Source organism: Pseudomonas sp. SJZ074 (genome assembly GCF_007828215.1).
GTDB lineage: Bacteria > Pseudomonadota > Gammaproteobacteria > Pseudomonadales > Pseudomonadaceae > Aquipseudomonas.
Genome location: NZ_VIUE01000035.1, coordinates 1 through 23,852 on the forward strand (window position 1 = coordinate 1; position 23,852 = coordinate 23,852).

15 protein-coding genes are annotated in these 23,852 nt (G+C 62.9%); 7 read left to right on the forward strand and 8 right to left on the reverse strand.

The annotated features are described in order from the left end of the window. Window positions 1–8,010: amino acid adenylation domain-containing protein (locus tag FBX99_RS25495; protein ID WP_145133291.1), on the reverse strand; the 8,010-nt coding region annotated here is incomplete at its 3' end. A 361-nt stretch (window positions 8,011–8,371) separates the two neighbouring features. Here FBX99_RS25495 and FBX99_RS25500 point away from each other — a divergent pair. The 3 genes from FBX99_RS25500 to FBX99_RS25510 all read left to right on the forward strand — a co-directional run bounded on the left by FBX99_RS25500 (window position 8,372) and on the right by FBX99_RS25510 (window position 11,472). Beyond that, entirely contained in the window at window positions 8,372–9,376 is a 1,005-nt protein-coding gene (locus tag FBX99_RS25500) for a cupin-like domain-containing protein (protein WP_144929914.1), read from the forward strand. After that, the gene (locus FBX99_RS25505; RefSeq protein ID WP_144929915.1) at window positions 9,373–10,743 is read left to right on the forward strand and encodes an MFS transporter; all 1,371 of its coding nucleotides are present in this window, start codon (window positions 9,373–9,375) and stop codon (window positions 10,741–10,743) included. Before FBX99_RS25500 ends, FBX99_RS25505 begins: the two co-directional genes overlap by 4 nt. Before the next feature lie 117 nt (window positions 10,744–10,860). Then, window positions 10,861–11,472 (forward strand): aspartyl/asparaginyl beta-hydroxylase domain-containing protein, encoded by a 612-nt coding sequence (locus FBX99_RS25510; protein ID WP_144929916.1) that lies wholly within the window; start codon window positions 10,861–10,863, stop codon window positions 11,470–11,472. Window positions 11,473–11,627: 155 nt separating this feature from the next. Here the strand turns inward: FBX99_RS25510 and FBX99_RS25515 are convergent, their stop codons facing one another. Further along, entirely contained in the window at window positions 11,628–12,887 is a 1,260-nt protein-coding gene (locus tag FBX99_RS25515; RefSeq protein ID WP_371923896.1) for a methyl-accepting chemotaxis protein, read from the reverse strand. 6 nt (window positions 12,888–12,893) lie between these two features. Further along, window positions 12,894–13,253 (reverse strand): MCP four helix bundle domain-containing protein, encoded by a 360-nt coding sequence (locus FBX99_RS29700; protein ID WP_371921431.1) that lies wholly within the window; start codon window positions 13,251–13,253, stop codon window positions 12,894–12,896. A 199-nt stretch (window positions 13,254–13,452) separates the two neighbouring features. On the opposite strand from FBX99_RS29700, the gene FBX99_RS25520 reads away from it, so the two are divergent. Then, entirely contained in the window at window positions 13,453–13,878 is a 426-nt protein-coding gene (locus FBX99_RS25520) for an N-acetyltransferase (protein WP_144929917.1), read from the forward strand. A gap of 126 nt (window positions 13,879–14,004) precedes the next feature. Here FBX99_RS25520 and FBX99_RS25525 read toward each other — a convergent pair whose 3' ends face one another. Then, window positions 14,005–14,676, reverse strand: a complete 672-nt coding sequence (locus FBX99_RS25525; protein ID WP_145133293.1) for a hypothetical protein — start codon at window positions 14,674–14,676, stop codon at window positions 14,005–14,007. Between the two features lie 47 nt (window positions 14,677–14,723). Further along, window positions 14,724–15,629: an AraC family transcriptional regulator gene (locus tag FBX99_RS25530; protein ID WP_144929919.1), complete on the reverse strand. Its 906-nt coding sequence runs from the start codon at window positions 15,627–15,629 to the stop codon at window positions 14,724–14,726. 108 nt (window positions 15,630–15,737) lie between these two features. Between FBX99_RS25530 and FBX99_RS25535 the strand changes: the two genes are divergently transcribed. Then, window positions 15,738–16,079 (forward strand): carboxymuconolactone decarboxylase family protein, encoded by a 342-nt coding sequence (locus FBX99_RS25535; protein WP_047701000.1) that lies wholly within the window; start codon window positions 15,738–15,740, stop codon window positions 16,077–16,079. A gap of 254 nt (window positions 16,080–16,333) precedes the next feature. Here the strand turns inward: FBX99_RS25535 and FBX99_RS25540 are convergent, their stop codons facing one another. The 3 genes from FBX99_RS25540 to syrB1 are packed head-to-tail and all read right to left on the reverse strand — an operon-like array spanning window position 16,334 to window position 20,402. Continuing rightward, entirely contained in the window at window positions 16,334–17,545 is a 1,212-nt protein-coding gene (locus FBX99_RS25540) for an alpha/beta fold hydrolase (protein ID WP_144929920.1), read from the reverse strand. 59 nt (window positions 17,546–17,604) lie between these two features. Beyond that, complete coding sequence (gene syrB2, locus FBX99_RS25545) at window positions 17,605–18,540, reverse strand: syringomycin E biosynthesis L-threonyl-[L-threonyl-carrier protein] 4-chlorinase SyrB2 (RefSeq protein ID WP_047701003.1); 936 nt, start codon at window positions 18,538–18,540, stop codon at window positions 17,605–17,607. A 17-nt stretch (window positions 18,541–18,557) separates the two neighbouring features. Continuing rightward, complete coding sequence (gene syrB1 / locus FBX99_RS25550) at window positions 18,558–20,402, reverse strand: syringomycin E biosynthesis L-threonine--[L-threonyl-carrier protein] ligase SyrB1 (protein ID WP_144929921.1); 1,845 nt, start codon at window positions 20,400–20,402, stop codon at window positions 18,558–18,560. Window positions 20,403–20,748: 346 nt separating this feature from the next. On the opposite strand from syrB1, the gene FBX99_RS25555 reads away from it, so the two are divergent. Both FBX99_RS25555 and FBX99_RS25560 read left to right on the forward strand, forming a co-directional pair. Further along, window positions 20,749–21,810, forward strand: a complete 1,062-nt coding sequence (locus FBX99_RS25555; protein ID WP_145133295.1) for a TauD/TfdA family dioxygenase — start codon at window positions 20,749–20,751, stop codon at window positions 21,808–21,810. Window positions 21,811–21,844: 34 nt separating this feature from the next. Beyond that, a complete protein-coding gene (locus FBX99_RS25560) occupies window positions 21,845–23,542 on the forward strand; it encodes a cyclic peptide export ABC transporter (protein WP_144929923.1) in 1,698 nt (565 codons plus the stop codon). The last annotated feature ends 310 nt before the right edge of the window (window positions 23,543–23,852 follow it).

A 23,852-nucleotide genomic window follows, 5' to 3' on the forward strand; every position in this document is an offset into this window, starting at 1 on the left:
CACGCCCAGTTCAAGCAGTTGCCGGGCCAGGTGGTTGGCGCGGCGGTTGAGTTGGCGATAGCTCAACTGGCGGTCTTCGCAGACCAGGGCCACGGCGTCGGGGTTGGCCTGCACCTGGGCTTCGAACAGTTGGTGGATCGGTTGCGCCGGGCCAAAATCGCGAGCGGTGTGGTTGAAGTCTTCGAGCAGCAACTGGCGTTCGCCGACGGGCAGCACGTCGAGGCTGCTGGCGAGACGGTCAGGGGCCTGCTCCAGGGCGTCCACCAGCGCGGCCACGGCCTGGCCCAGGTAGGCGGCGATGCGTTGTGGATCGATGCCGGTGATGGATTGGGCGGTCACGGAGAAATCATCGGCTTCATCCGCCACGGCCACTTCAATCGGATAGTTGGTGCGGGCTTCGTTGCTCAGGAAGCGCACACCGTCCCAGGCCAGGACCTGATCGGCATTGGCCAGCGAACCGCCGTCGGTTTGATGGCGGTAGTTGAGCAGCGTGGTGAACAGCGGCAGGCCGGCGCCGACGCCACTGCAGCGTTGGGCCAGGGCCAGGGAGGCCTGTTCGTGGTTCAGCAGTTCGCTGAGGTCGCGGTAGGTTTCGTCCACCAGCGCGGCCACCCCGAACCCGGCCAGTCGGACCCGCACCGGCAAGGTATTGATGAACACCCCCAGCGCCCGGTCGGCACCCACCGAGCCTTGCAGGCGGCCGGCGACCACGGTGCCGAACACCACGTCGTCGCGGTCGGTGCAGCGGGCGAGTACCTGGGCCCAGGCGATGTGGAACAACACGGCTGGCGTGACGCCGGCCGTGCGCGATTGGGCGCGGATCCGCTGGCTCAGGACGGGATCGAGACGCACGCTGGTTTCGGCGACCTGGCTGCCGTCACCTTGGACATCCAGCACATCGAACGGCGCGGTGGGTTCGTCGACAGTGCCCAGGCGCTGGCTGAAATAGGTTTCATGGGCCTGGGGCGGTGTCGCGAGGACCTGGGCGACGAATTCCCGGTAAGGCATCGGCGGCGGCAGGTTGTCGCCCTGGCTGTGCAACAGAGCCTGGACTTCTTCGAGGACGATGCCCAGGGACACATGGTCGCTGATCATGTGATGGTCGAGCAGCGCCAGCAAGCAGCGTTCGGAGTGCGGGACCCGGGCGATACAGGCGCGCATCAGCGGCGCCTGCTGCAAGTCCAGACGCAGGTGCCGGGGATCGCTCAGGCGTTCCAGTTGAGCGCGCGGGTCTTCATCGGCGGCCAGGGCGATGTGCTGCAGCGGCAGCGTGGCCCGGCGTTGCACCACCTGCACCGGCTGCGGCTGGCCGACCCAATGCACGGCGCTGCGCAGGATGTCGTGGCGGTCGATCACCTGCTGCAAGGCACCGACAAAGGCCTCGAGACGTGCGTGGTTGTCGAATTCGATCAGCGAGCGGACCAGGTACGCATCGCCTTCGTGTCCCAGCAGGTGATGGAACAGAATCCCTTGCTGCAACGGGGCCAGCGGGTAGATGTCCTGGATATTGGCGGCCCCGCCCGGAACGGCGGCGACGATGCGTTCGAGCTCGGCCTCGCTCAGTTCCACCAGCGGCAGCATGTCGGGTGTCAGCGCAGTGCAGCCATCCGGAATCCGGTTGGCCGGGGCGAGGAACGGTGTGTCCTGGCTGCGGCTCAGGGCCTGGGCCATTTCCCGCACGCTGGGGGCAGTGAACACCGTGCGTACGCTGGCACTCAAGCCGTGCTGGCGCAAGCGGTCGATCAGGCTCACGGCCAGCAGCGAATGCCCGCCGAGTTCGAAGAAACGGTCGTGACGGCCAACCTTGTCGAGGCCCAGCAAGTCCTGCCAGACGTTGGCAACGATCTGTTCGATCTCGCCCCATGGTGCCTCGTAGGCGCGGCTGGCGAACGCTTCCTGGCCCGGTGCGGGCAGGGCCCGGCGATCGAGTTTGCCGTTGGGGGTCAGCGGCAGTGCTTCAAGCTGGACGAAGGCGCTCGGCACCATGTACTCGGGCAGCGCCGCCAACAGTGCGGCACGCAATTGCTCCACCGGCACCGGCTCGCCACACAAGTAGGCGACCAGGCGCTTGCTGTCGGACTGCCCCGGTTTGCTTTCCTGGGCAACCACCACCGCTTCGCGGACACCGGCGCACCCGGCGAGGACGGCTTCGATCTCCCCCAGCTCCACGCGGAAACCGCGGATCTTCACCTGATCGTCGTTGCGTCCCAGGTACTGCAGTGTACCGTCGGCGCACCAGCGGCCAAGGTCGCCGGTCTTGTACAGGCGTGCGTCCGGGTCGGTGTTGAACGGGTCGGCGATGAACCGCTCGGCGGTCAGTGCCTCGCGGTTGAGATAACCGCGAGCGACACCGACGCCGCCGATATGAATCTCCCCGGCGACCCCCATGGGGACCAGCTCGCCGAGCGCATCGAGCACGTGCAGTTGGGTGTTGCGCAGCGGTTTGCCGATGGAGCGGAAATCGTCGTGGTCGCTTTCCATACGGCGGATCGAGGCGTTGACCGTGGCTTCGGTCGGACCATAAGCGTTGAACAGCGCCGGGCGATGGCCGGCGCGGGCGAACCACAGGCTCACGGCCTGCTTGCCCACTGCTTCGCCACCGATCATGAACTGACGCAGGCAAGCGGGCAGGGTGACATGGGCGTCCCGGGCGACCTGTTGCCAGAACACGGTCGGCAGGTTGGCGACGCTGATTGCGTACTGCTCACAGAGCGCGGCGAAGGCTGCGGTGCCGGCGATCCAGGCATCGCTGCGCAGCACCAGGGTGGCGCCGGACAGCAAGGCACCAAAGATCTCTTCCACCGACATGTCGAAGGTCATGGTGGCGAATTGCAGGATGCGATCCTGGGGATTGAGGCCGTAGCGTTCCTGCAGGGCACCGATCTGGTTGCACACCGAGCGGTGTTCGAGCATTACGCCTTTCGGCTTGCCGGTGGAGCCGGAGGTGTACATGACGTAGGCCAGGTGCCGGGAGGTCAGGCCTTCGACCCTTGGATTGCTGTCATCGCCATCAGTCGAGTCGTCCAGCAACAGCTGCGGCATGTGCAGCGCCGGCAGTTGTTCGGCCATGGTTTCGATCAGGTAGCCCTGGGTGAGCAGGACCCGCGGGGTGCTGTCGTCGAGCATGTGCTGCAAGCGATCCTGCGGATAGTTCGGGTCCAGCGGCACGTAGGCGCCGCCGGCCTTGAGAATGGCCAGGATGCCGACGATCATTTCCGGGCTGCGTTCCACCAGCAAGGCGACCCGTTCATCCGGGCGCAGGCCCGCGGCGATCAGGCGATGGGCGATGCGGTTGGCGCGGGTGTTGAGTTCGGCATAGCTGAGGCTGACCCCTTCGGCCTGTACGGCGATGGCTTGGGGACGCTTCTGTACGTGTTGTTCGAACCATTCCTGCAGCAGCATGCCTTCGGCAAACGGCGCATGGGTCTGGTTGAAACCGCCGAGCAGTTGCCGGCGTTGTTGGTTATCCAGCAACGGCAGGGTCGCTACCGGCTGCGTGGCGTCGTCGAGCATCCCATCGAGCAGGTGCAGCAGGTGCCGGCCCCAGCGGGCGATGGTGGCTTCGTCGAACAGATCGGTGGCGTACTCGAACTGGCCGCTGATGATTTCGCCGTCATCGTTGAGGGACAGACTCACGTCGAACTGGGTGGTGCCGGTGGGCTGGGCCAGTGGGCTCAGGCTCAAGCCTGGCAATTCCAGGGCCTGGTCCTGTGGCGTGTTGCCGAGCACCAGCATGGCCTGGAACAGCGGGCTGTGGCCGAGGCTGCGCTCCGGTTGCAGGGCTTCGACCACTTGTTCGAACGGCAGGTCCTGATGGCCGTAGGCGTCGAGGGTGGTGGCCTTGATGCGTTCGAGCAGTTGTTCCACAGGGCTATCGGCCTGCACGTCGATGCGCAGGGCCAGGGTGTTGACGAAGAAGCCGATCAACGCTTCGGTTTCACGGCGTGGACGGTTGGCGACGGGCGTGCCGACCACGACTTCCGCCTGATTGCTCAGGCGCGACAGCAGGATCGACCAGGCCCCCAGCAGGGTCATGAACGGGGTCAGGCCGCGCTGCTGGCTGAAACGCCGCAGGCGCGCGCTCAACGGAGCGGGCAGTTGCAGCGCCAGTGCGGCGCCCTGGTAGCTTTGCACCTGGGGCCGTGGATGGTCGGACGGCAATTCCAGCAGCGCCGGAGCGCCGGTGAGGTGTTCCTTCCAGAATTGCGTCTGGGCTTGCAGGCGCTCGCCTTGCAGGTGCTGCTGTTGCCAGGCGGCGTAGTCGGCGTATTGCAAGGCCAGGGGCGGCAGCGGATCTTCGCGGTCCTGGCTGAACGCGGCGTACAGCGCATTGAATTCACCGATCAACACCGCCACCGACCAGCCGTCGGAGACGATGTGGTGCTGGGTCACCAGCAGGATGTGCTCGTCATCGGCCAGGCGCAGCAGGCGTCCGCGAATCAGCGGGCCGGCGCTCAGGTCGAAAGCCGCGCGGGCTTCTTCCTGGGACAGCTGTTCGACGGCCTGTTGCCGGGCCTCGGCGTCCAGGGTTTGCAGGTCATGCTCGACGAGGGCGAAGCCGATGTCGGCCGAGGCGAAACGTTGGCGCACTTCGCCGTCCTGGCGCTCGAAGGTGGTGCGCAGGCTTTCGTGGCGGGCGACGATGCGGTCCAGGGCCCGTTGCAAGGCGTCCCGGTCCAGGCTGCCGCGCAGGTGCAGGGCGGCGGGCATGTGGTAGGCGACGCTGGCGGCATGGTCCAGTTGATCGAGGAACCACAAGCGCTGCTGGGCCAGGGACAGCGGCAGCGGCTGCTCGCGGGAGACCACGGCAATCGCCTGGAGCCGGGACTGGCCGGCCTGTTCGACGTGTCGGGCCAGTTCGCTCAGGGAGGTCTGGGCGAACAGGGTGCGCAGGTCGATCTCGGCACCGAGGTCCTGGTGCAGGCGGGCTTGCAATTGCACGGTGAGCAGGGAATGGCCGCCCAGTTCGAGGAAACCGTCGTGACGGCCGACCTGATCCAGGTGCAGCAGGTTTTTCCAGATCTCGGCGATGGCGACTTCGGTGTCACCTTGCGGTGCCTCGTAGACCTTGCTGGCGAGGGCGTCCTGACCGGGCTCGGGCAGGGCGCGGCGGTCGAGCTTGCCGTTGGCGGTCAGGGGCAGGGCGTCCAGGTGTACGAAGGCGCTGGGTACCATGTATTCGGGAAGGTGTTTGAGCAGGGCGCTGCGCAGCTGTTCGGCAGGCACCGGTTCACCGCAGACATAGGCCACCAGGCGCTTGCTCTCGGGTTGGCCGGGGATGTCTTCCCGGGCGATGACCACCACTTCGCGGACGCCGGGGCACAGGGCAAGGGCCGCTTCGACTTCGCCGATCTCGATGCGCAAACCGCGGATCTTCACCTGGAAGTCATTGCGGCCCAGGTACTCCAGCGCGCCGTTGGCGAGCCAGCGACCGAGGTCACCGGTCTTGTACAGGCGCGCGTTCGGGGCATCGCTGAACGGGTCGGCGATAAAGCTTTTGGCGCTGAGTTGCGGCAGGTTGAGGTAACCGCGCGCCACGCCGATGCCGCCGATATGGATTTCTCCGGCGATACCCAACGGTTGCGGTTTGCCACGGGCGTCGAGCACGTGCATCTGGATGTTGGCAATCGGCTTGCCGATGGGCACGCTTTCGCCGGGATCGCTGGGGCGGCAGTGCCAGGCGGTTACGTCGATGGCCGCTTCGGTCGGACCGTACAGGTTATGCAGTTCAACGCCTGCCAGTTGCCGTTCGAAACGCCGCTGCAGGGCACGGGGCAGGGCTTCGCCACTGCACAGCACCCGACGCAGTTCGGGGAAGTCGCGGTTGTCGGGGTGCTCCAGGAACAGGTCGAGCATCGACGGCACGAAGTGCAGCATGGTGATGCTCGCCTCGCGCATCACCTGGGCCAGGTAAGCCGGTTCCTGATGACCGCCGGGACGGGCCATGACCAGCTCGGCACCGGCCAGCAAGGGCAGGAAGAATTCCCAGACCGACACGTCGAAACCGAACGGGGTCTTTTGCAGGATCCGGTCGCTGGCGTCGACGCCATACTCGTCCCGGGCCCACAGCAAGCGATTGACCACGCCCAGGTGTTCGTTCATCACCCCTTTCGGGGTACCGGTGGAGCCCGAGGTATAGAGCACGTAGGCCAGGTGCCGCGGCGTCAGGCCAAGCGCCTGGGAATCCGGATTGTGTGTGGGAAGGGCGCTCAGGGCGTCCTCGTCATCGAGCGCCAGCGCCGGGATATTCAATGGCGGCAACTGGTTCAGCAAGGCGTGGCTGCTCAGTACAGCACGGGGGGCACTGTCTTCGAGCATATAGGCCTGGCGCGCACTCGGCAGGTCCGGGTCGATGGGCACATAGGCGCCGCCGGCCTTGAGCACGGCCAGCAGGGCGACGACCATTTCCGGGCTGCGCTTGAGGCACACGGCCACTCTGGCATCCGGCTTCACGCCGAGTTCGATCAGGCGATGGGCGAGCTGGTTGGCCTGGCGGTTGAGTTGTTCATAGCTGAGCAATGGTCCGCTGTCGCCGCGCACGGCGCAGTGATGAGGGCGTTGCTCGACCTGCTGTTCGAACAGGGTGTGGATCAACACATCCCGCGGATATTCGCGGGCGGTGGCATTGAACTCGACTTGCAGGCGCTGGCGTTCGGCCGCGCTCATCAGCGGATAGTCGCCCACCGGCGTGTCATGCTGCTCAAGCACCGCTTCGAGCATCGAGACGATGCGCTGTTGCAGCAGCCGGGCTTCTTCCACGCTGTAGTAGGCGGTGTTGAAGTTGAAATCCAGATGCACGTCTTCGAACGGGTGATAGTCACGCACGAAGATTGCCATGGGCGTCTGTTCGTAGCCGTTGTCCATGGTGATGACGGTGGAGGAGGTGCCGCCGAACTGGTCGTCACCGTCCAGGCTTTCGAATGACAGCGAAACGTCGAACAGCTGCCGACGCCCGGTTTGCGCGAGGCGCAGGATGCGGTTGAGCTCGGCAATCGGGAAGCGCTGGTGGCGGTAGCAGCGGCGCAGCTGGCCGCCGGCGGCGTGCATCAGGTCCAGCAGCGAGGCGTCGAGGTCGACGGGCAAGCGAATCGGGCTCACCGAGGAAAACATCCCCGCGGTTTCCTTGGTGCGAGCGTTGGTGCGGTTGTGCACGGGCATGCCGATGACCATCTCATCGACGCCCACGGTACGGCAGAAATAGGTGGCGACCACGCTGATCAGCACGTGGGCCACCGACAGGCTGCGCTCGCTGGCGAACTCCGTCAGGGCGTTGTACAGCGCCCGCGGCAGCATCGCCTGGACTTGCGCGCTGGGGGCCAGTTCATTGGCCTGGCCGGTCTTGAAGTCGGCCCGGCGTTGCAGCAGCGACGGCGGCAACTGCGCGTAGGTTTCCTGCCAGAACTCGCGGTCGCGCTCGTAGCGTGATGATTGCAGATAGGCGCGGTCGTCCTCCAGGAACGACAGGTAGGAATGTCCTTGGGCGACTTCGTCGTTGCCGGCCAGCAAACCATTGTATGCCGCACCCACGGCATGGCCGATCAGCGCCACGCCGATACCGTCGGTGACCAGGTGGTGGTAACGGTTGAGCCAGTAGTGACGGTTCGGGCCACAACGCACCATGCGCGCTTCCCAGAGTTGGCCGGTCAGTTCCGGGAACGGCTGGCGGAAGGCGTTGCGCAGGTATTCCATCGCCAGGCCGGCATCGGCTTCGGCCTCGGTGAACTCCACCACCTCCAGCTTGACCTTGACCTTGGGCAAGACCCGCTGGCGGCCGATGCCGCCTTCATGGCTGAAGCTCAGCCGCAGGGCGTCGTGGTTGTTGGCGACCAGCTCGATGGCTTTCTCGAACAGCGGAATGTCGATTTCACCCTTGATCTCCAGAGACATGCCGATGTTGTAGTAGGGCAGGTCCGGGTGCGCGATCTGGTCGAGCCAGATGCCCTGCTGGACGGAGGCCAATTCGTGGGTGGCGCAGTCTTGCGTGGGCAGCATTTCGGTCGACGAATCCATTTCGGAGCACCTGCAGGCAGAATCAATTGAGGTTTGTCTCCGTTCGAATGGCGGTGCATGAAGGCCTGGGCGACTGCCAATCGGCGGATGCAAATGGTCGTGTATAGGGACATCGGGGCCGTAGGCAGGCGCCTGATGCGAGGGGGCGTTGGGGGCTGTGGTGCGGCTGTCGATGGGCCGTCCTGCCGTGCGGTCACGCCTGATGTCCCTTCACAAGGTGGGAAAAAATTAGAGGATCCGTTTCCCGATGTCTGTCATGGGAAGCAGGGACAACGACGGGAAACGCGGCTTTGCGGCGCTTGGGCGTGGTCGCGCGAGTCTGTTATACCAACGACCCTGAGTGAGTTTGCGAGGGTTGAACATGCCACTGACCGCCGAATCGGAACGTCCGGTTTCCAAGTTCTGGAGCCTGTCCCGTTTTCCCAACCACCCGCAGGCAGGGGCGGTCGAAGTGATCGATGCGCTGGCGATTTCCAAAGAGGATTTCACCCGCCGCTACGTCAATCGCAACCGGCCTTGCCTGATCAAGAATGCCGTGCGGCACTGGCCGGCCTTCCACAAGTGGAATCGCCTGGACTACCTCAAGGCTCACTCCCACAACAGTAACGTGGTGGTCCGCTCGCAGATCGTCTCGGAGGTCATCGGCTGGTCCAATCCCAAGGTCAAGGCGGAGCTGACCGAGTATGCGAACACGGTCTACCGGGACATGCCGTTCCATGAGTTTCTCGACAGCCTGGGGGAGGGCGACTCGCCGCTAGTGGCCGACAGTTGCCGTTTCTCCGAAGGTTCGGCCATCGAGCGGTTGAAGGAGGACGTCGGTGGCCTGCCGTTCATGCCTCAGTTAGGCAAGACCCGGGCCTATCCTCCCCATCGCAGTTTCCTGTATCGCAACTCCTACACCGATTGGCACTTCCATGTCACCGACGAGACGTTCATGGCCCAGGTGGTGGGGGCCAAGGAGGTCCTGCTGCTGCCGCCGGACGAGAAGAGTTGGCGGGCGTTGCGACCGGTGATCGAAGAAGCGGGCTACCTGTACGACATCGATACCGGGCGTTTCCCCGGAACGCTGGACCTGCGTGCCCTGCGCACGGTGGTGGAGCCGGGGGATGCGTTGTACATCCCGGTCTACTGGTGGCATGCGGTCCAGTCGATGGACGATGCATTCGGCGCCACGGTCGCGGCCACGTTCCCGACGCCTCTGCATGTCAGCGGCAACATCAGCTCGCCCATCGCCAGACGGGTGTTGCGCACCTATCTGTTTTCCCGCTATGCGCCGCTAGTGCTCGGCGCGGTGGCGTATTCCATGGTCTATCGACTGATGAGCAAGCTGGTCGATGTGGCCACGTCCCGCGATGTGCGCACATGAGCCTGGTGGGCGACCGCCGGGGCTTCGATCTGGGGCGGGGTTTCTATTTCCTCTGGTGCGGCGAGTCTCTGGCGGTCATCGGCACGGCGCTGATGGAGTTCGCCCTCGGCGTGTGGGTGTACACCCACACCGGCTCGGCGGTGGCGTTCGCCAACGTGGTGCTGGCGGCCACCTTGCCGGCGGTGCTGTTCCTGCCGCTGGCGGGAGGGTTGGCGGACCGTATCAGTCACCGGGTCATCATTGTCTGTTGCGATGTCAGCCTTGCGGTGCTGTTGCTGGGCGTCATGGCGTTGCTCTGGTTCGAGCGGCTGGAGCCGTTGCACCTGTACATCTTCAATTGCCTGGCGTCGATTGTCAGCGCCTTCCGCAAGCCGGCGTACCAGGCGGCCGTCAGCACGATTGTCGCCCCGGATAAATTCACCCGCGCCTCGGGATTGATCAGCATCAGCAAGAACGCTTCGGCCTTGGTGGCGCCTCTTTTGGCGGGGGCGATCATGGCGAAGGCCGGGCTGGTGACGATCCTGGCCGTGGATCTGGTGACGTTCTGCTCCGGCACCCTGTTGGTGATCAAGGCGTTTTCCCATGTGCGGCCGCTGGCGGCCCACCACGACGCGATAGCCAAGGGTACGGTGTTCGGCGGCGCCCTGGGCAATGTCGCCGCGGCGCTGAAGTTCTTCGTCGCCGAGCGCCTGATGGCCGGGCTGCTGGTGTACACCATGATGCGCAGCGCGCTGTTGGCCCTGGCGACGCTGATGATGACGCCGTTGCTGTTGTCGACCCTGGGCAGCCAGGTACTGGGCATGGCCTATACCTGGGCGGCCCTGGGCGGCCTGGCCGGTGCGGGGCTGTTGATTTCCATGGGCAATCCGCGCCGGTTGATGGCGATGGTGGCGGTGGCCGACCTGTTGCTGGCGGGGTGTGTCGTTGCCCTGGGGATGGTTTCGCAGGCCGTGGCCTACTGCGCCCTGGCCTTCGTCGCGATCACCATGGCGAGCATCGCCGATGCCAGCGTGAACGCACTGTGGATGCGCAGGATCCCCGCCGGCAGCCGCGCCAGTGTGTTTGCCTTGATCAGCATGCTGACCATTGCCGCCACCAGCCTGGCCGTCATCGTCGGCGGCTTCCTGGTCGACCATTGGTTCCAGCCGGCGTTGATGCCCGGCGGCCTGTACGCCGATTCGATCGGACGGTGGCTGGGGACAGGCCCGGGGCGTGGGGTGGGGATGCTATTTGTGGTCGCCGGGGCGTTGTTCGCGCTGCTGCCGCTGAGCGTCCTGCTCTACGGACCGATGCGTCGCCTGGACGAGGCGCCCACGCCGATGGCCATGGCACGGATGGTCGACGGCCCGCAGGTCGACCCGCTGTGACGCTGTACCGGATTCCCGTGACAGACAGGCCGGGCCCGCTGGGTCAACCTTCCCAGGCTGGTCCGCTGTGCCCCTCGTCGCCATCGGAATCGACAACCCTCAACAAAAGGAGCTCCTATGCGCCCGTCGTTTTATGATTCCAGCCGTTTTCCGCACCTCAAGAACCTTGCCGACAACTGGGAAATAATCCGCGAGGAGTTCCTGGCTCTCGATGCACCGACCCTGACCATCAACCGCGTGGGCAAGTCGATCACCGAGATCGTCGATGAAGTGGCCGCGCACATGGAGGCCGGCGGTGAGTATGGCTGGCTCTGGGGCTGGGGTGACGACATGGACGTCATGCCGGAATGGACCCAATACGGCCTGGTCGCCTATGACACCCCGATCCCCTATGCCCGCGCCGCCATGCCCGGGACCATCGACCTGCTGAGCAAGATCCCCGGGATCAAGCTCTGCGCGTTGCTGCGCATGGAGCCCAACGTTTTCCTCGGCACCCATTCGCATACCGGCACTTGGGAAGAAGGCCTGTTGCACATGCAACTGACCATTGATGCCCCGACCACCCAGAACTACGCCTATCTCAACGTCAATGGCAGCTTCAACCAGAGCACCAACGGCAACCTGGTGATCTTCGACGGCTCCCTCGACCACTTCGCCGTCAACGCTTCCCGGGCTCATCGCACCGTGCTTTATCTTGAGTTCTATCGCGAGAAGCACATGGCGGCGTGAGGTGTACCTGGTGGGGCGGGGGCAGCCTGTTCGTAGAGGATGTGGGGCAGCCGACCTCATCGTCGGCTGAACCGACGTCATCGCGGGTGGGCTCTCCCTTGAGAGGGAGAGTCTCGTCCTGGCATCAGGGGCTTTCAGAAAAGACAGCAGGGCCGTTACGTCCTGAACCGCAGCACCAGATTGTTCAGGTTCACCGCAAGTTGCGACAGCTCGTTGCTGGCAATCAGCGTTTGACGGGTTCCCTCGCTGCTCTGCACCGCCAAGTCGCGAATGCTGACCAGGCTTCGATCCACATCGCGTGCCACATGCGCCTGTTGCTCGGATGCTGTTGCGATCTGCAGGTTGCGTTCGTTTATCTCCAGTACGGCATGGGTGATTTGTTGCAAGGACTGCCCGGCGCCTTCTGCGGTTTTCCGGGTGCTATGCACCTCCTGGGTGCTTTTGTGCATTGATTCCACCGTGGCAGAAGAGCCCGCCTGGATCGCCGCGATCATCTGTTCGATTTCCTGGGTGGAGGTTTGCGTACGGTGCGCCAAGGCGCGCACTTCGTCGGCAACCACTACAAAGCCTCGACCTTGCTCGCCTGCCCGAGCCGCCTCGATGGCGGCATTCAATGCCAGGAGATTGGTCTGCTCGGCAATGCCCCTGATGACGCCCAACACTTTGCTGATGTCCTGGGCTTGGCCCGCCAGCGCCAGCACTTGTGCGGATGAACCTTCCACCAGGCTCGTCAGGTTACGCATGGCTGCCAGGGTTTCAGTGACACGTTCATTGCCCAGGTCTGCCGACAGGCTCGACTGTTGGGCTGCCTGGGAGGTAGACGTAGCGTTGCGAGCCACTTCCTCAACGGCCGCGCTCATCTCGTTGACTGCAGTGGCGGCTTGCTCGATTTCGCTGTTCTGTTGCTGCAATGTCCGGTCGGCGCTTTCAGTGATGGACGTCATTTCGACGGCGGCAGTGCTCAGTTGCGTAGACGCACCGGAAATCTCCAGAACCGTTCGCCGCAGTTTCTGCGACATGATGTTGAGCGCCTGCATCAGGCGGGAGGCTTCGTCTTTCCCGGTAACCTCAAGCTGCCGGGTCAGATCGCCTTCGGCAATGTCTTCAGCCAGCTTCAGCGAGGTGTTGATCGGATCGACGATGCTGCGGGTCAAGGCGATAGCGAGGAAGACCGTGAGGATCAGCGCAACGACTACAACAATCATCAGGACGTTGACGCTATGGTCATACACTGCCGTTGCAATGGCGCCTGACTGCTCCGTCTCTTTTGCGTTCAGCTCGCGCATGAGCGTGAGTTTTTCCTGATAGGCAGTGGCGCGGTTGGCCTGTTCGGAGTTGGCGAAGGCAGCGGCCTTGTCATGGTCGGAAGCGTCCATTGCGATGACTTGCTTCAATCCATCGATGTAGGTGTTCATCGCGGCTTAAGCGTCATCGAGCTGCGCGCGGTCCTTATCGCTTGTAATCAGATTCTGCCGATAGTATTCGCTGCGAGACTGCAGGGTCTCCATGGCTTTCCGTACTTTGGCTTGCGACGCGCTTTTGACTGAAGGATCGGTGCTGCCCAGCATCCTGATGCTCTCGAGGCGTGCGTGCAGAAGCGCAATCTGGATGTCATCGACCACTTGGATGCTAGGCAGTGATTTTTCTTCTATGTTTTGTTCTGCGGAACGCAACTCGCCGACTTGAACGTAGGAGAAGGCTCCCAGCCCGATCAAAAGCAAAGTGATGACACCGAAGCAGAATGCAGCTCTGCGTGCGATATTGAGCGATCTGAGATTCATGTTTGGCTCCGGTGTGGCTAACCACGTAACGCCTTTCGAGAGCTGGCTCTTTGCCAGCCATTACAGGGTTGGCCAGAGCGGATGAAAATTCTGTGAGCTGTTTGTGGTTTTTTTGAGAATGATCAGATAGCCCGAGCCTTCTGTCCGGCAGAAATGAGCTACCTTACTGACCCGCTTGCTTATCGCTCAGGGAGAGCGCATGTCCTTGCAAATTCAACTTTCAGAAAATGTGACCGAATCAGAGCGGTTGGGAATATTGAACCCGCTGCTGGCCCATAACCTGGCCAATGGTGGGGACGATGCCCACGAAACCTTCGCCCTGTTGCTACGAGCCCCGGGTAGCGATGAAGTCATTGGGGGGCTGTATGGAAAGATTTCTTATCGGTGGCTGCTCATCGATCTTGTCAGTGTTCCCGAGTCGATGCGCGGTCAGGGTATCGGCGAACGACTGATGCGCATGGCAGAAGACGTGGCAAAGGAAAAGCATTGCGTCGGCATCTGGCTGGAGACTTTCAGCTTTCAGGCGCCGGAGTTCTATCAAAAACTGGGTTATTCCGAATTTGGACGCCTTGTGAATTATCCGCCGGGGCATGCCCGGTTCTATTACCAGAAGCGGTTGTGCTGACAGTGGAACAAACCGGTGCCGTGGTAGTTTTCAAGTCTGCCCACTGCAACGGGCTGTTCTTACCGGGGGCGGTGTGCAACCGATGCACATGGAAGTCGGCAACGATGCCGCTGCGCCGATCCGGTCTCAATCGAGACGATCGATGGCGCGTGTAAGATTTACACGTGCCTGCTGTTCGAACGCGTCGAAATAGGGTGCGGTTGTGTAAATGCGGCCGCGCGCTAGAAAGCCCTCCAGGATCTGGCGTCGCTTTCGGCGATATATAGACATCGGCACGTGCAGGTACTCGCGGCGGATTTGTTGGTCATACTCCTCGAACCGCTCGAACGATGCACCAAGGATCGCCAGATCCGTGTCCACCAACACCGCCTCGTCTAGCGACTGCGGGGCGCTGTCGTGTCGGGTCACCATGACCAGGTCGTAAAGCCTGCGGCGCGTTTCGTCGCCCAGGCCGCTATCACTTGCCACCTCATCCAGCCATTGGGCGCTGCGCAGTTCGTTGTCGCTGCGCAGGGGGTCGTAGATCGCGTCGTGGAACCACAGCGCGAGGTCGATTTCGGCGGGGGCCTGGCAGGCCGCGTTGAGGAGTCGACGCACCCGGAGGCACTCAGCCAGGTGCTGGCGGTTGTGGTATGCGCGGTGTGGCTCGTCGTAGTGCCGAATGAGTTTTTCGTGCGTCTCTTGCGACGCGCATCTGACCCCAAGCTCCGTCCATACACGAGCCCAGGCGGTAAAACCCAGTGCCTCAGGCGAGTCGAGGTCGTCGACTAGCCCGATTCCTTTTGACTGTTCCGTCATTGCTGCTCCTGCGCATTATTAATGTAGCGTTGTACCCAGGCGATCAATTACATCCCACGCCGCACCCGCCCCGGCGCCTTACCATATACCTCCTTGAACTTCTTGCTGAAAGCCGCCTGGGATTGATACCCCACCTGGGAGGCAATGTCAGTCAATCCCAGGTGCGAATGGCTCAGCAGGCTGAAAGCCAGTTCCATTCGAACCTGCGTCAACAAGACCCAAGGCGAAACGCCGGCGACCCGCACGAAAGCCCGCATGAATGTTGCACGGGACATGCTCGCAATCTCGGCCAGCGCGTCCACTGTCCATTCATGGCCCGGCTCCGCCAGCATCGACTGCCAGGCTCGGCCCAGGCGCTTATCGGCCAACAGGGCCAGGGTGCCGGTGTGTTGGCCGTGGCTTGCGAGGTGAGCGCGCAGGATCAAGGTGAACAGCGCCTGGGACAAGGCATCGAGTAAAAAGTGTGCGCCGACCTGCTCGTTATCGGCTTCACCTCGCAACATGTCGACCAGTGCCGGCAAGGGTGCGCTTGCAGGGAGAGCTGCACTGGGTATCACGAGGTGTTCGGGGAGGGCGCTGAACAACAGGGAAGCGCGATTGTAGTGGAAGGTCCCGCAAAGCATGTCCAGGTCCGTGCTCCCGCGGCCGATGCGGTAAAGCGGCAGAGTTCCACCGGGAACCAGCCGCGGGGTACCCGGCTTGGCCGTTTTGCCGATGCCATGCAGCAGGTGCGGTGCCCCACGGGGCAGGAGCAGGATGTCTCCCGCTCGCATTGGCAGGCGCTGGCCGTCTGGAAGTTCGACCCGGCATTCTCCCGCCAGGACAATGTGATAGGGCGCTTTCCCCAAGGCTTCCTGCTGGTGATCGAGTGCCCAGTCGCCTTGGAACTGACACCGCAGATCCACGCTGCCCCGCACGTTGGCCAAGCTAATGAGTTTATCGATCGAATTCATTTGAGTGCTTCGCATAAAAATCTGAGCGGATCGGACAAAACCGAATCACGCCCTGGAGGGAAACTGAGCCTGTCGAAACAGTACACCAACTTGCTCAGGAGTCATGCGATGTTCAATAACTGGTCCGAACTGCTACCCACCATTCAGAAGGCTTTCGGTGCGCTCGGAAGGAGCAACCCTAAAATGGTCAAGGCTTACATGGCCCTTGGCGAGGCCTCCGCGGAAAACGAGGTACTGGATGCGAAAACCCGAGAGTTGATTTCGATTGCCGTCGCAGTCACCACCCGTTGTGACGGATGCATCGCCGTTCACGCGGACGCGGCGATCAAGGCTGGAGCGAGCCGCGAAGAGGTGGCGGCTACGTTGGCAACCGCAGTCTCGCTCAACGCGGGCGCTGCCTACATCTATTCGTTACGCACCCTGGAGGCGTATGACTCGCTGAAAAAATAGCGCCTGTCGGTGCAGGCGCCTGGCCTCGGTACCGTGCGGTATCGGGGCTTTTCAATGCCTGCGAGAGATGGCAAGAGTCGGAGCCTGGTCAGCACGCCTTGAGCACAATGCATGTCCGACCACCGAGCGCCGACCTCAATGGTTGGCACCGTGCTCAGGCCATGAGTCCAAAGGCGGGCAGAGCCTGATGCCAGTTAGCGGTGCAAAACCTGTGGGAGCAAAGCTTGCATCAGGACAGGCCCCTGTCTTGCAGCTCAGACAGCCACCGACTCCAGGGTCGATTCAAGGAAGCGGAAGGCGGTCTGTTTCGAACGGTGGGTCGATTCGAAGAACGCCAGGTGGCTGCCGTTGCTCTCCACGTGCAGCAGTGCATCGCTGATGGACTCGGCAATGCGCTGGGAGCCGCCGATGTGGGTGGTTTCGTCGGCGTCGCCGGCGACCACCAGGGTCGGCACGCTGATCTGTTCCAGCCGTGACTGCAGCTCGGTCTTGTTCAATGCATCGTTAAGCCGCGCATAACGGTAGAACAGTTCTTCGTTGACGTAGGGGTAGAGCGCCGCATGGGCGATCGAATCCGGGATGGTCGCCAGTGTCGCCTGGTCCAGGAACAACGCTTGCAAGTCGCTGGCTTCGTTGCGGTCGACGGCGGCCGATTCCATCAGCCATTCGAAATTCTGCTGATGGGCGGTGCGCAGGCTGTTGTCGCCCAGGTTGTAGTCGCCGTGCCACAGGCTCAGGGAGTTCACCCGCTCAGGGTGGATGGCGGCCGCGCTCAACGCGATCACCGCGCCGCCGCAAATCCCCATCAAGTGCGCATTGGGCAGCTCGTAGTGGTTCATCACGTTGATCAGGTCGCCGACCTGGGCATCGGTGTCCACGGAGAGTTGGTCGAACGAGGTGCAGGAACCGAACAGCCCCCGGGTTTCCCAGGTGACCACGAAGAATCGCTCGCTCAGGGCATTGAACCAGTCGCGACACAGGTCGAACGGCATGCCGCAGGGCAATGCCAGGACGATAGCCGGGCGGTTCTGATCGGTGCTGGCATGCACCGACAACGCAACGTTGTCGCGGGTGATCAGGTGCACGGTCTCGACCTCGGGCACCGAACCACTGAAATCGAAGTGTCTGACCAGGCGCCCGAATTCCCTGACGCTTTCGAACTCGTCGAAGTGGTCATAGGAGAAATCCAGCGCCTGGCAGATTTTCTTGCTGATAAACATCTCGAAGGAAGACAGCTGCGCCTCGCCATCGTGCAAGTACTGCACGGCTTTGACGCCGATGCGTGCAAAGGTGGCGCTCACCGCCCGTTCCGTGGCTCTCACGCTGGGGGAGGCCTGGTCGATGGGCGGCTCATTTGCCTGAGCGAGAAAGCTCAGGCAAATGGGACCGGGCAGATGGATGGCAAGGTGCCTAAGCATCCTCACGGTCTCGCACAGGCGCGTTGCTGCGTCGGTGGAAATAGTCATGGATTGGGGGACTCCTGTCAGGCACGTTGCGCATGCCACTGTCTTATGGCACTGAAAAATCAGACCGCTTCGAATTTCTTGCCTCGGGTGGTATGGGTGACAAGGCGGTTGTATTCCGGGGTCTTGTCCCCGATCACCTGGACCGCGCCGTATTTTTCAAGGCTGATGCGACCGCCGTATTCCTCGATGTGGTCGGAGTCCGGATAGATCTTCACGAAGGACGGCACATAGCGCGAGGCGAAGCCCATGCGCATGTCCTGGGACTCGCCGCTGTGGGGGTAGGAGGCGTGCATCAGGGTCGACCAGAAAATGATGAACTGGCCGGCCTTCATCTGCATCGGTACGGCGGCGGATTCGTCAGGCTTGAAGTTCTCGTCGATCTGCAACTGGCGATAGTCGTAGCCGAAGAAGCCGCGGCGCACGCCATCCTTGACCACCGTGCTGTTGTTGGCTTCGGGATCGTAGGCCATGCGCTTGGTTTCGTCGTAGTTCATGCTGTTCTGGGTGCCGGGAATGAATTGCAGGCAACCATTGGCGATGTTGGCGTCGGTGAACGCGGTCCAGACGGTGATGGTGCCGCCGAAGTCTTCGTTCTCCGGCCACAGGATCTGCGGCTTGCCCGAGGCGTTGGCGAAGGTGTCGGCCTGGTGCCAGTCGGTGCCTTCGTCGCCCGGGTATTTGGGGAAGAACTCGGTGCGCCAGCACAGTACATCCGGGCCGAGGATGCTTTCGACGCGGTCGCAGATTTGCGGACGGCAGATGTGGCTGGCGAGGAATTCGTCATCCAGGTGGCGATCATAGTTGGCAATGTTGGTGCCGGCGGAAATCGCATCCAGGTCCTGGTAGGCCGCGGCGCTGCGATCGAGCAGGCGCAGGCGGGTGCGTTTCCAGGCTTCTTTCATTTCTTCGGGGGTATAGGCGTCGAAAGGACCGATAAAACCGTTCTTCTCGAAGGACGCGCGTTCTTCCGGGGTCAAGGCGAATTTCTTGCTCATGGGCTGTTCCTTTTCGGTCAATGGGCTTGGACAAGGGAGCGCTGGATGCAGTCGGCCAATACCTTGGCGGTTGCACCGTTGGCCAGCACACCGGGGTCGAGGTTGACCTTGTAGTGGGCCTTGAAGGTGCTCAGGGAGCGAATCAGTGCCAGGGAGGTACCACCGAAATCGAAGAAGTCATCGTTCAGGCCAATGTTCTTCAGGCCGATGTCCTGCGACCAGACCTTGAGCACGAACTGCTCCTGTTCGGTAAGGCCGTCGGCCGTGTGTTGCACGGTGGCTTCTACGGATTCGGGAGAGGGCAGGCGTTGCTTGTCGATCTTGCCGTGATCGGTGACCGGCAGCTGCGCCAGGGGGATGTAGGCCGAAGGACGCATGTAGTCCGGCAGGTTGGCGGCCACCAGTGCGGCGACTTCGCCGCGGACCTGTTCGGTCCAGGCATCCACGCCCTGGGCCGGTACCACGTAGCCAACCAGGCGCCAGTCGCCGTCGCCGTAATCGTGACCGGTCACATGAGCGGTGGCCACGGCGGGGCTGCTCTGCAGGCAGGCTTCGACCTCGCCGGGTTCGATGCGGAAACCGCGGATCTTCAGTTGCTCATCGCAACGCCCGGCGTAGCGGTACTCACCGTCATCGCCCAGCACCACCAGATCGCCGGTGCGATAGGCGCGGTTCGAAGTTCCCGGCAGTTGCACGAAGCGCTCGCTGTTCAGGGCCGGGCGGTTCAGGTAACCCAGCGCCACGCCGGCGCCTTCGATGTACAGCTCACCGGCGGTGCCCTGGGGCACGGGTTGCCGGTCGGCATCGAGCAGGTTCAGGCGCCAGCCATCCAGTGGGGCACCGATCGATACCATGGCGGCGCTTTCCAGGTCCTGACCCAGCACGCGCTTGAAGGTCGTGTGCACCGTGGCTTCGGTGATGCCGTACATGTTGATCAATGCAGGCTTCTGGTCGCCGTGGCGTTCGACCCATGGCCGCAGCACGGTGGCCGGCAGGGCCTCACCGCCGAATACCACGTAGCGCAGCGCCAGTGGCGTCTTGGCCTGGCGGTCAGCCTCATCGAGGCCACGGAAGGCCGATGGGGTCTGGCTCAAGACAGTCACGCCGCGGTCGACCAGCCATTGCCGGGTGGCGGTTGGCGAGCGCGATACATCGTAAGGCACCACGGCGACCTGGCCGCCGTGGGCCAGCGCGCCCCAGATTTCCCAGACCGAGAAGTCGAAGCCGATGGAGTGGAACATCGACCAGACGTCGTGCTCGTTGAAAGCATATTCACGCTGGGTGCTTTCCAACAGGCGACTGACGTTGCCGTGGGCGACCAGCACACCCTTGGGTTCGCCGGTGGAGCCGGAGGTGTAGATGACGTAGGCCGGTGCCTGGTCGGGGTTGCGGCGGTCGACCTCGGCAATCGGTTCCAGCGCCGGGCCGGCCAACAGATCGGCCAGGGGCAGGGCGCGCACGGACGCGCTCTGCGCCAGCTCGGCGGGTGCGCCGATGATCAGGCTCAGGCCGCTGTCGCGCACGATGTGTTCGACGCGCTTGCCCGGGTATTGCGGGTCGACCGGGACGTAGGCGCCGCCGGCCTTGAGGATGCCCAGCAGGCTGATGACCAGGTCGACGCTGCGTGTCAGGCACATCCCGACCAGCATGCCGTCCTTGACGCCTTCCTGGCGAAGACGGGCGGCCAGTTGCGACGAGGCCGCGTCGAGTTGCGCGTAGCTCAGCGCCCGGGTGGCGTCGGAGACGGCCGTTCGCTCGGGAAATTCACGGGCCCGGGCAGTGAAGATTTCATGCAGGAATGCACCGGGCGTGAGAGGGGCTGGCGCGGGGTTGACCGATCCGCCAGTGTTCTTAATCGGCATGACTAACGCTCCTGTTGATTGCCAGGTGCAGCGTATTTGCGCATTTGCGAAAACCGTTGCACTCGAGACGTCACTGCGGCCCACGGGATCGTTTAATGCGCCTGTGCGATTCGCAGCTGCCGCATTTCAGCACCGACTTCGTGCCGGCGTCTGTCGCGGGAAATGGGGACAAAGCGCTTTGGGATGAACGTCGACTGCGACGGTGTAACCGGGTGTATCGGGTCTGTCCCGGTTTGCGGTGCCAGACATCACCGTGGATCAGTGTTTTTATCCTTGCCCGACAGTGGGGCGCATTGGTTTTGCCCCGTAGACGTGGATCCGCGGATCCGTGGTTCAGGAGTGATGCATGAGTCTTCAAACTAACGCTTCGCCCGTGATGAGCGATGACGGGACGGCGAATTCGCTTTCCTGGCCCGGTCAGCCAGTCGATGGGCAGGTCCGATTGTCGCTGCTGGCCGATGGCCTGAGCCTGCCGGTGGTGATCGAAGCGATCGCCCCTGGTCTGGATCCATCGGCATGGGCCGCCACTCATCGCGAGGCCATCGAGGCCTTGTTGTGCCGTCATGGCGCGGTGCTGTTTCGTGGTTTCGACCTCGCCTCGGTGGCGGCTTTCGAAGCATTTGCCGAAGCCTTGTCTCCCGGCTTGCATGGCAGTTACGGCGACCTGCCGAAGAAGGAGGGCGGACGTAACGTCTACCGCTCCACGCCTTATCCCGAGCGGGAAATGATCCTCTACCACAACGAGAGCTCGCACCTGGAAAGCTGGCCACGCAAGCAATGGTTCTATTGCGAACAGCCTTCCCGGGTCGGCGGCGCGACGCCGCTGGCGGACATCCGGCAAGTGCTACGGCACCTGCCTGCCGAGGTGGTGGCCCGCTTCGAACAAAAGGGGCTGACGTACAGCCGCACCTTCACCGCCGGCGTCGAGCCGAGCTGGGAATCGTTCTTCGGTACCACCGATCGTGGCGAAGTCGAACGGCGCTGCCGTGAGCAGGGCACCGATTTCGAATGGCTCGACGGTGACAGCCTGCAAGTGCGCACCCTGTGCCCGGCGGTGATCCGTCATCCGCAGACCGGCGAGGCGGCGTTTTTCAACCAGGTGCAGTTGCACCATCCGTTCTGCCTCGGTGAAGAAATGCGCGAAGACCTGCTCGACATGTTCGGCGCCGACCGTTTGCCGCGCATGGTCAGTTACGGCGACGGAACACCGATTGAAGACGAGGTCATGACCCTGGTCGGCGACGCCTATGAGGCCTGCGCCGTCAGGTTCGACTGGCGCAAGGGCGACGTGGTCATGCTCGACAACATGCTGGCCGCCCATGCTCGCGATCCTTACGAGGAACCGCGCCTGATTGTCGTGGCGATGGGCGAGATGACCGCCCGGGACGACGTCTGGCAGCCGGCCTGAGCCATATCGCGAGTTCATTCGAGGATAGCAACCCATGAAAAACCAGAAAGAGAAGAAACCCAAGCCGGGTTCGGTCATGCGCCTGCTGTGGCGCAACCACCCCTGGCTGACGTTCTTCACCTTGATTTGTGGTGTCATCAGCGGGGTCGCGTCCATCGCGGTGGTGAGTGTGATCAACCAGGCCATCCATAACGAAGGCGATCGCATGCAGGCGTTGTACTGGTTTGTCGGGCTCAGTGCCGTAGCGCTGATCCTGCGCAACGGTGCCGCGCTGTTTCCGGCCTACGCCAGCATGCGGATCATGACCCGGTTGCGCATCGCACTGTGTCGCAAGATCCTCGCCACGCCGCTGGAAGAGGTGGACCGGCGCGGCCCGCCCAACGTGCTGACCATGCTGACCAACGACATCCCGCAGCTGAACACGACGCTGATCGTCATGCCCACGGTGCTGGTGGAAACCACGGTCTTCCTGTTCGGTATCGCCTACCTGGCGTACCTGTCGTGGGTGGTCCTGGCCTTGACGGTTTCGCTGATGGTCCTGGGCGTGGGCTTGTACCTGTTCTTCTTCGCCAGCGGCGTGAGGTCCACCAATCGGGTTCGGGACGAGTTCACCGCGTTCAACGAATATACCCATGCCCTGGTGTTCGGCCTCAAGGAACTCAAGCTCAACGGCATCCGTCGTCGCTGGTTCGGCCGTTCCGCCATCGAGGCGTCTTCGACCCGGGTGGCGCGCTACAACTTCGTCGAACGCCTGTGGTACACCGCCGCCGATAACGTGGGCCAGTTCACCCTGTCACTGCTGATTGGCTGCCTGCTGTTCGCCGCGCCGCTGGTCAGCACGGTCGATCCCAAGGTGATGACCGCCAGCGTGCTGGCGGTGCTCTACATCATGGGGCCGCTTTCGCTGCTGGTGGGGGCGATGCCGGTGCTGGCGGCGGGTCGGGTCGCCTGTACCCGGCTCGCGGAATTCGGTTTCGCGATCAACGATCCACATCCCGAGCCCGTTGCGGTGGAAGCGCCGAAGGTGCATCTGCTCGAGCACAAGAAGACCTGGGACAGCATCGAGTTGAAGGGCGTGCGGATGCATTATCAGGACCCGCATGCCGGAAGCGGTTTCTCCCTGGGCCCCATCGACCTGACGGTACAGGCGGGTGAATTGATCTACATCGTGGGCGGCAACGGTTGCGGCAAGAGCACCCTGGCCAAGGTGTTATGCGGGCTCTACATCCCGCAAAGCGGCGAGGTGCTGCTCGACGGCTTGACGATTACCGACGAGAGCCGCAGTGACTACCGCGATCTGTTTTCCGCGGTGTTCTCGGACTTCCATCTGTTCAACCGCCTGATCGGTCCCGACGAAGAGGAGGGCAGCCCGGACCTGGCGAACAAGTACCTGGAAACCCTCGGGCTGGCCGACAAGATCAAGATCGAAGGGCACGGCTATTCGACGCTGAAGGCTTTGTCCTATGGCCAGCAGAAACGCCTGGCCCTGGTGTGTGCCTATATGGAGGACCGGCCGGTCTACGTGCTCGACGAATGGGCCGCCGACCAGGACCCGCCGTTCAAGAAGTTCTTCTACGAGGAGCTGCTGCCCGACCTCAAGCGGCGCGGCAAGACGGTGCTGATCATTACCCATGACGACCAGTACTTCCAGCTGGCTGACCGGATCATCAAGCTGGCGGACGGGCACATCGTCTCCGATATCAACTGCGCCATTCGCGACAAGCGCGCCTGAATGGCTGTTCTGACTGCACCGTCCGGCTGGCGATGTTGTAGCGACAACACCCCTGCCAACCTGTGAACGACGCCTGACACCAACCCGCACCCGACAGCAGTGGAACTCTGCCGGGTGGCGCCGGCTGTCTGTGCGGATCTGCATCATTAACTCCAGGCGTGCCCTGTTGCGTTTGCCCCGGGCAGCACTGACAAATATCTGAGAAGGAACGTATGACATTTTTCTTTGCTGTGGGTGATGTTGTCGCCATGGGGCGCTTGACCAGCCGGAATCCAGAGCCTGCCGGCGTGCAAGTGACAGGAGGCCGGGT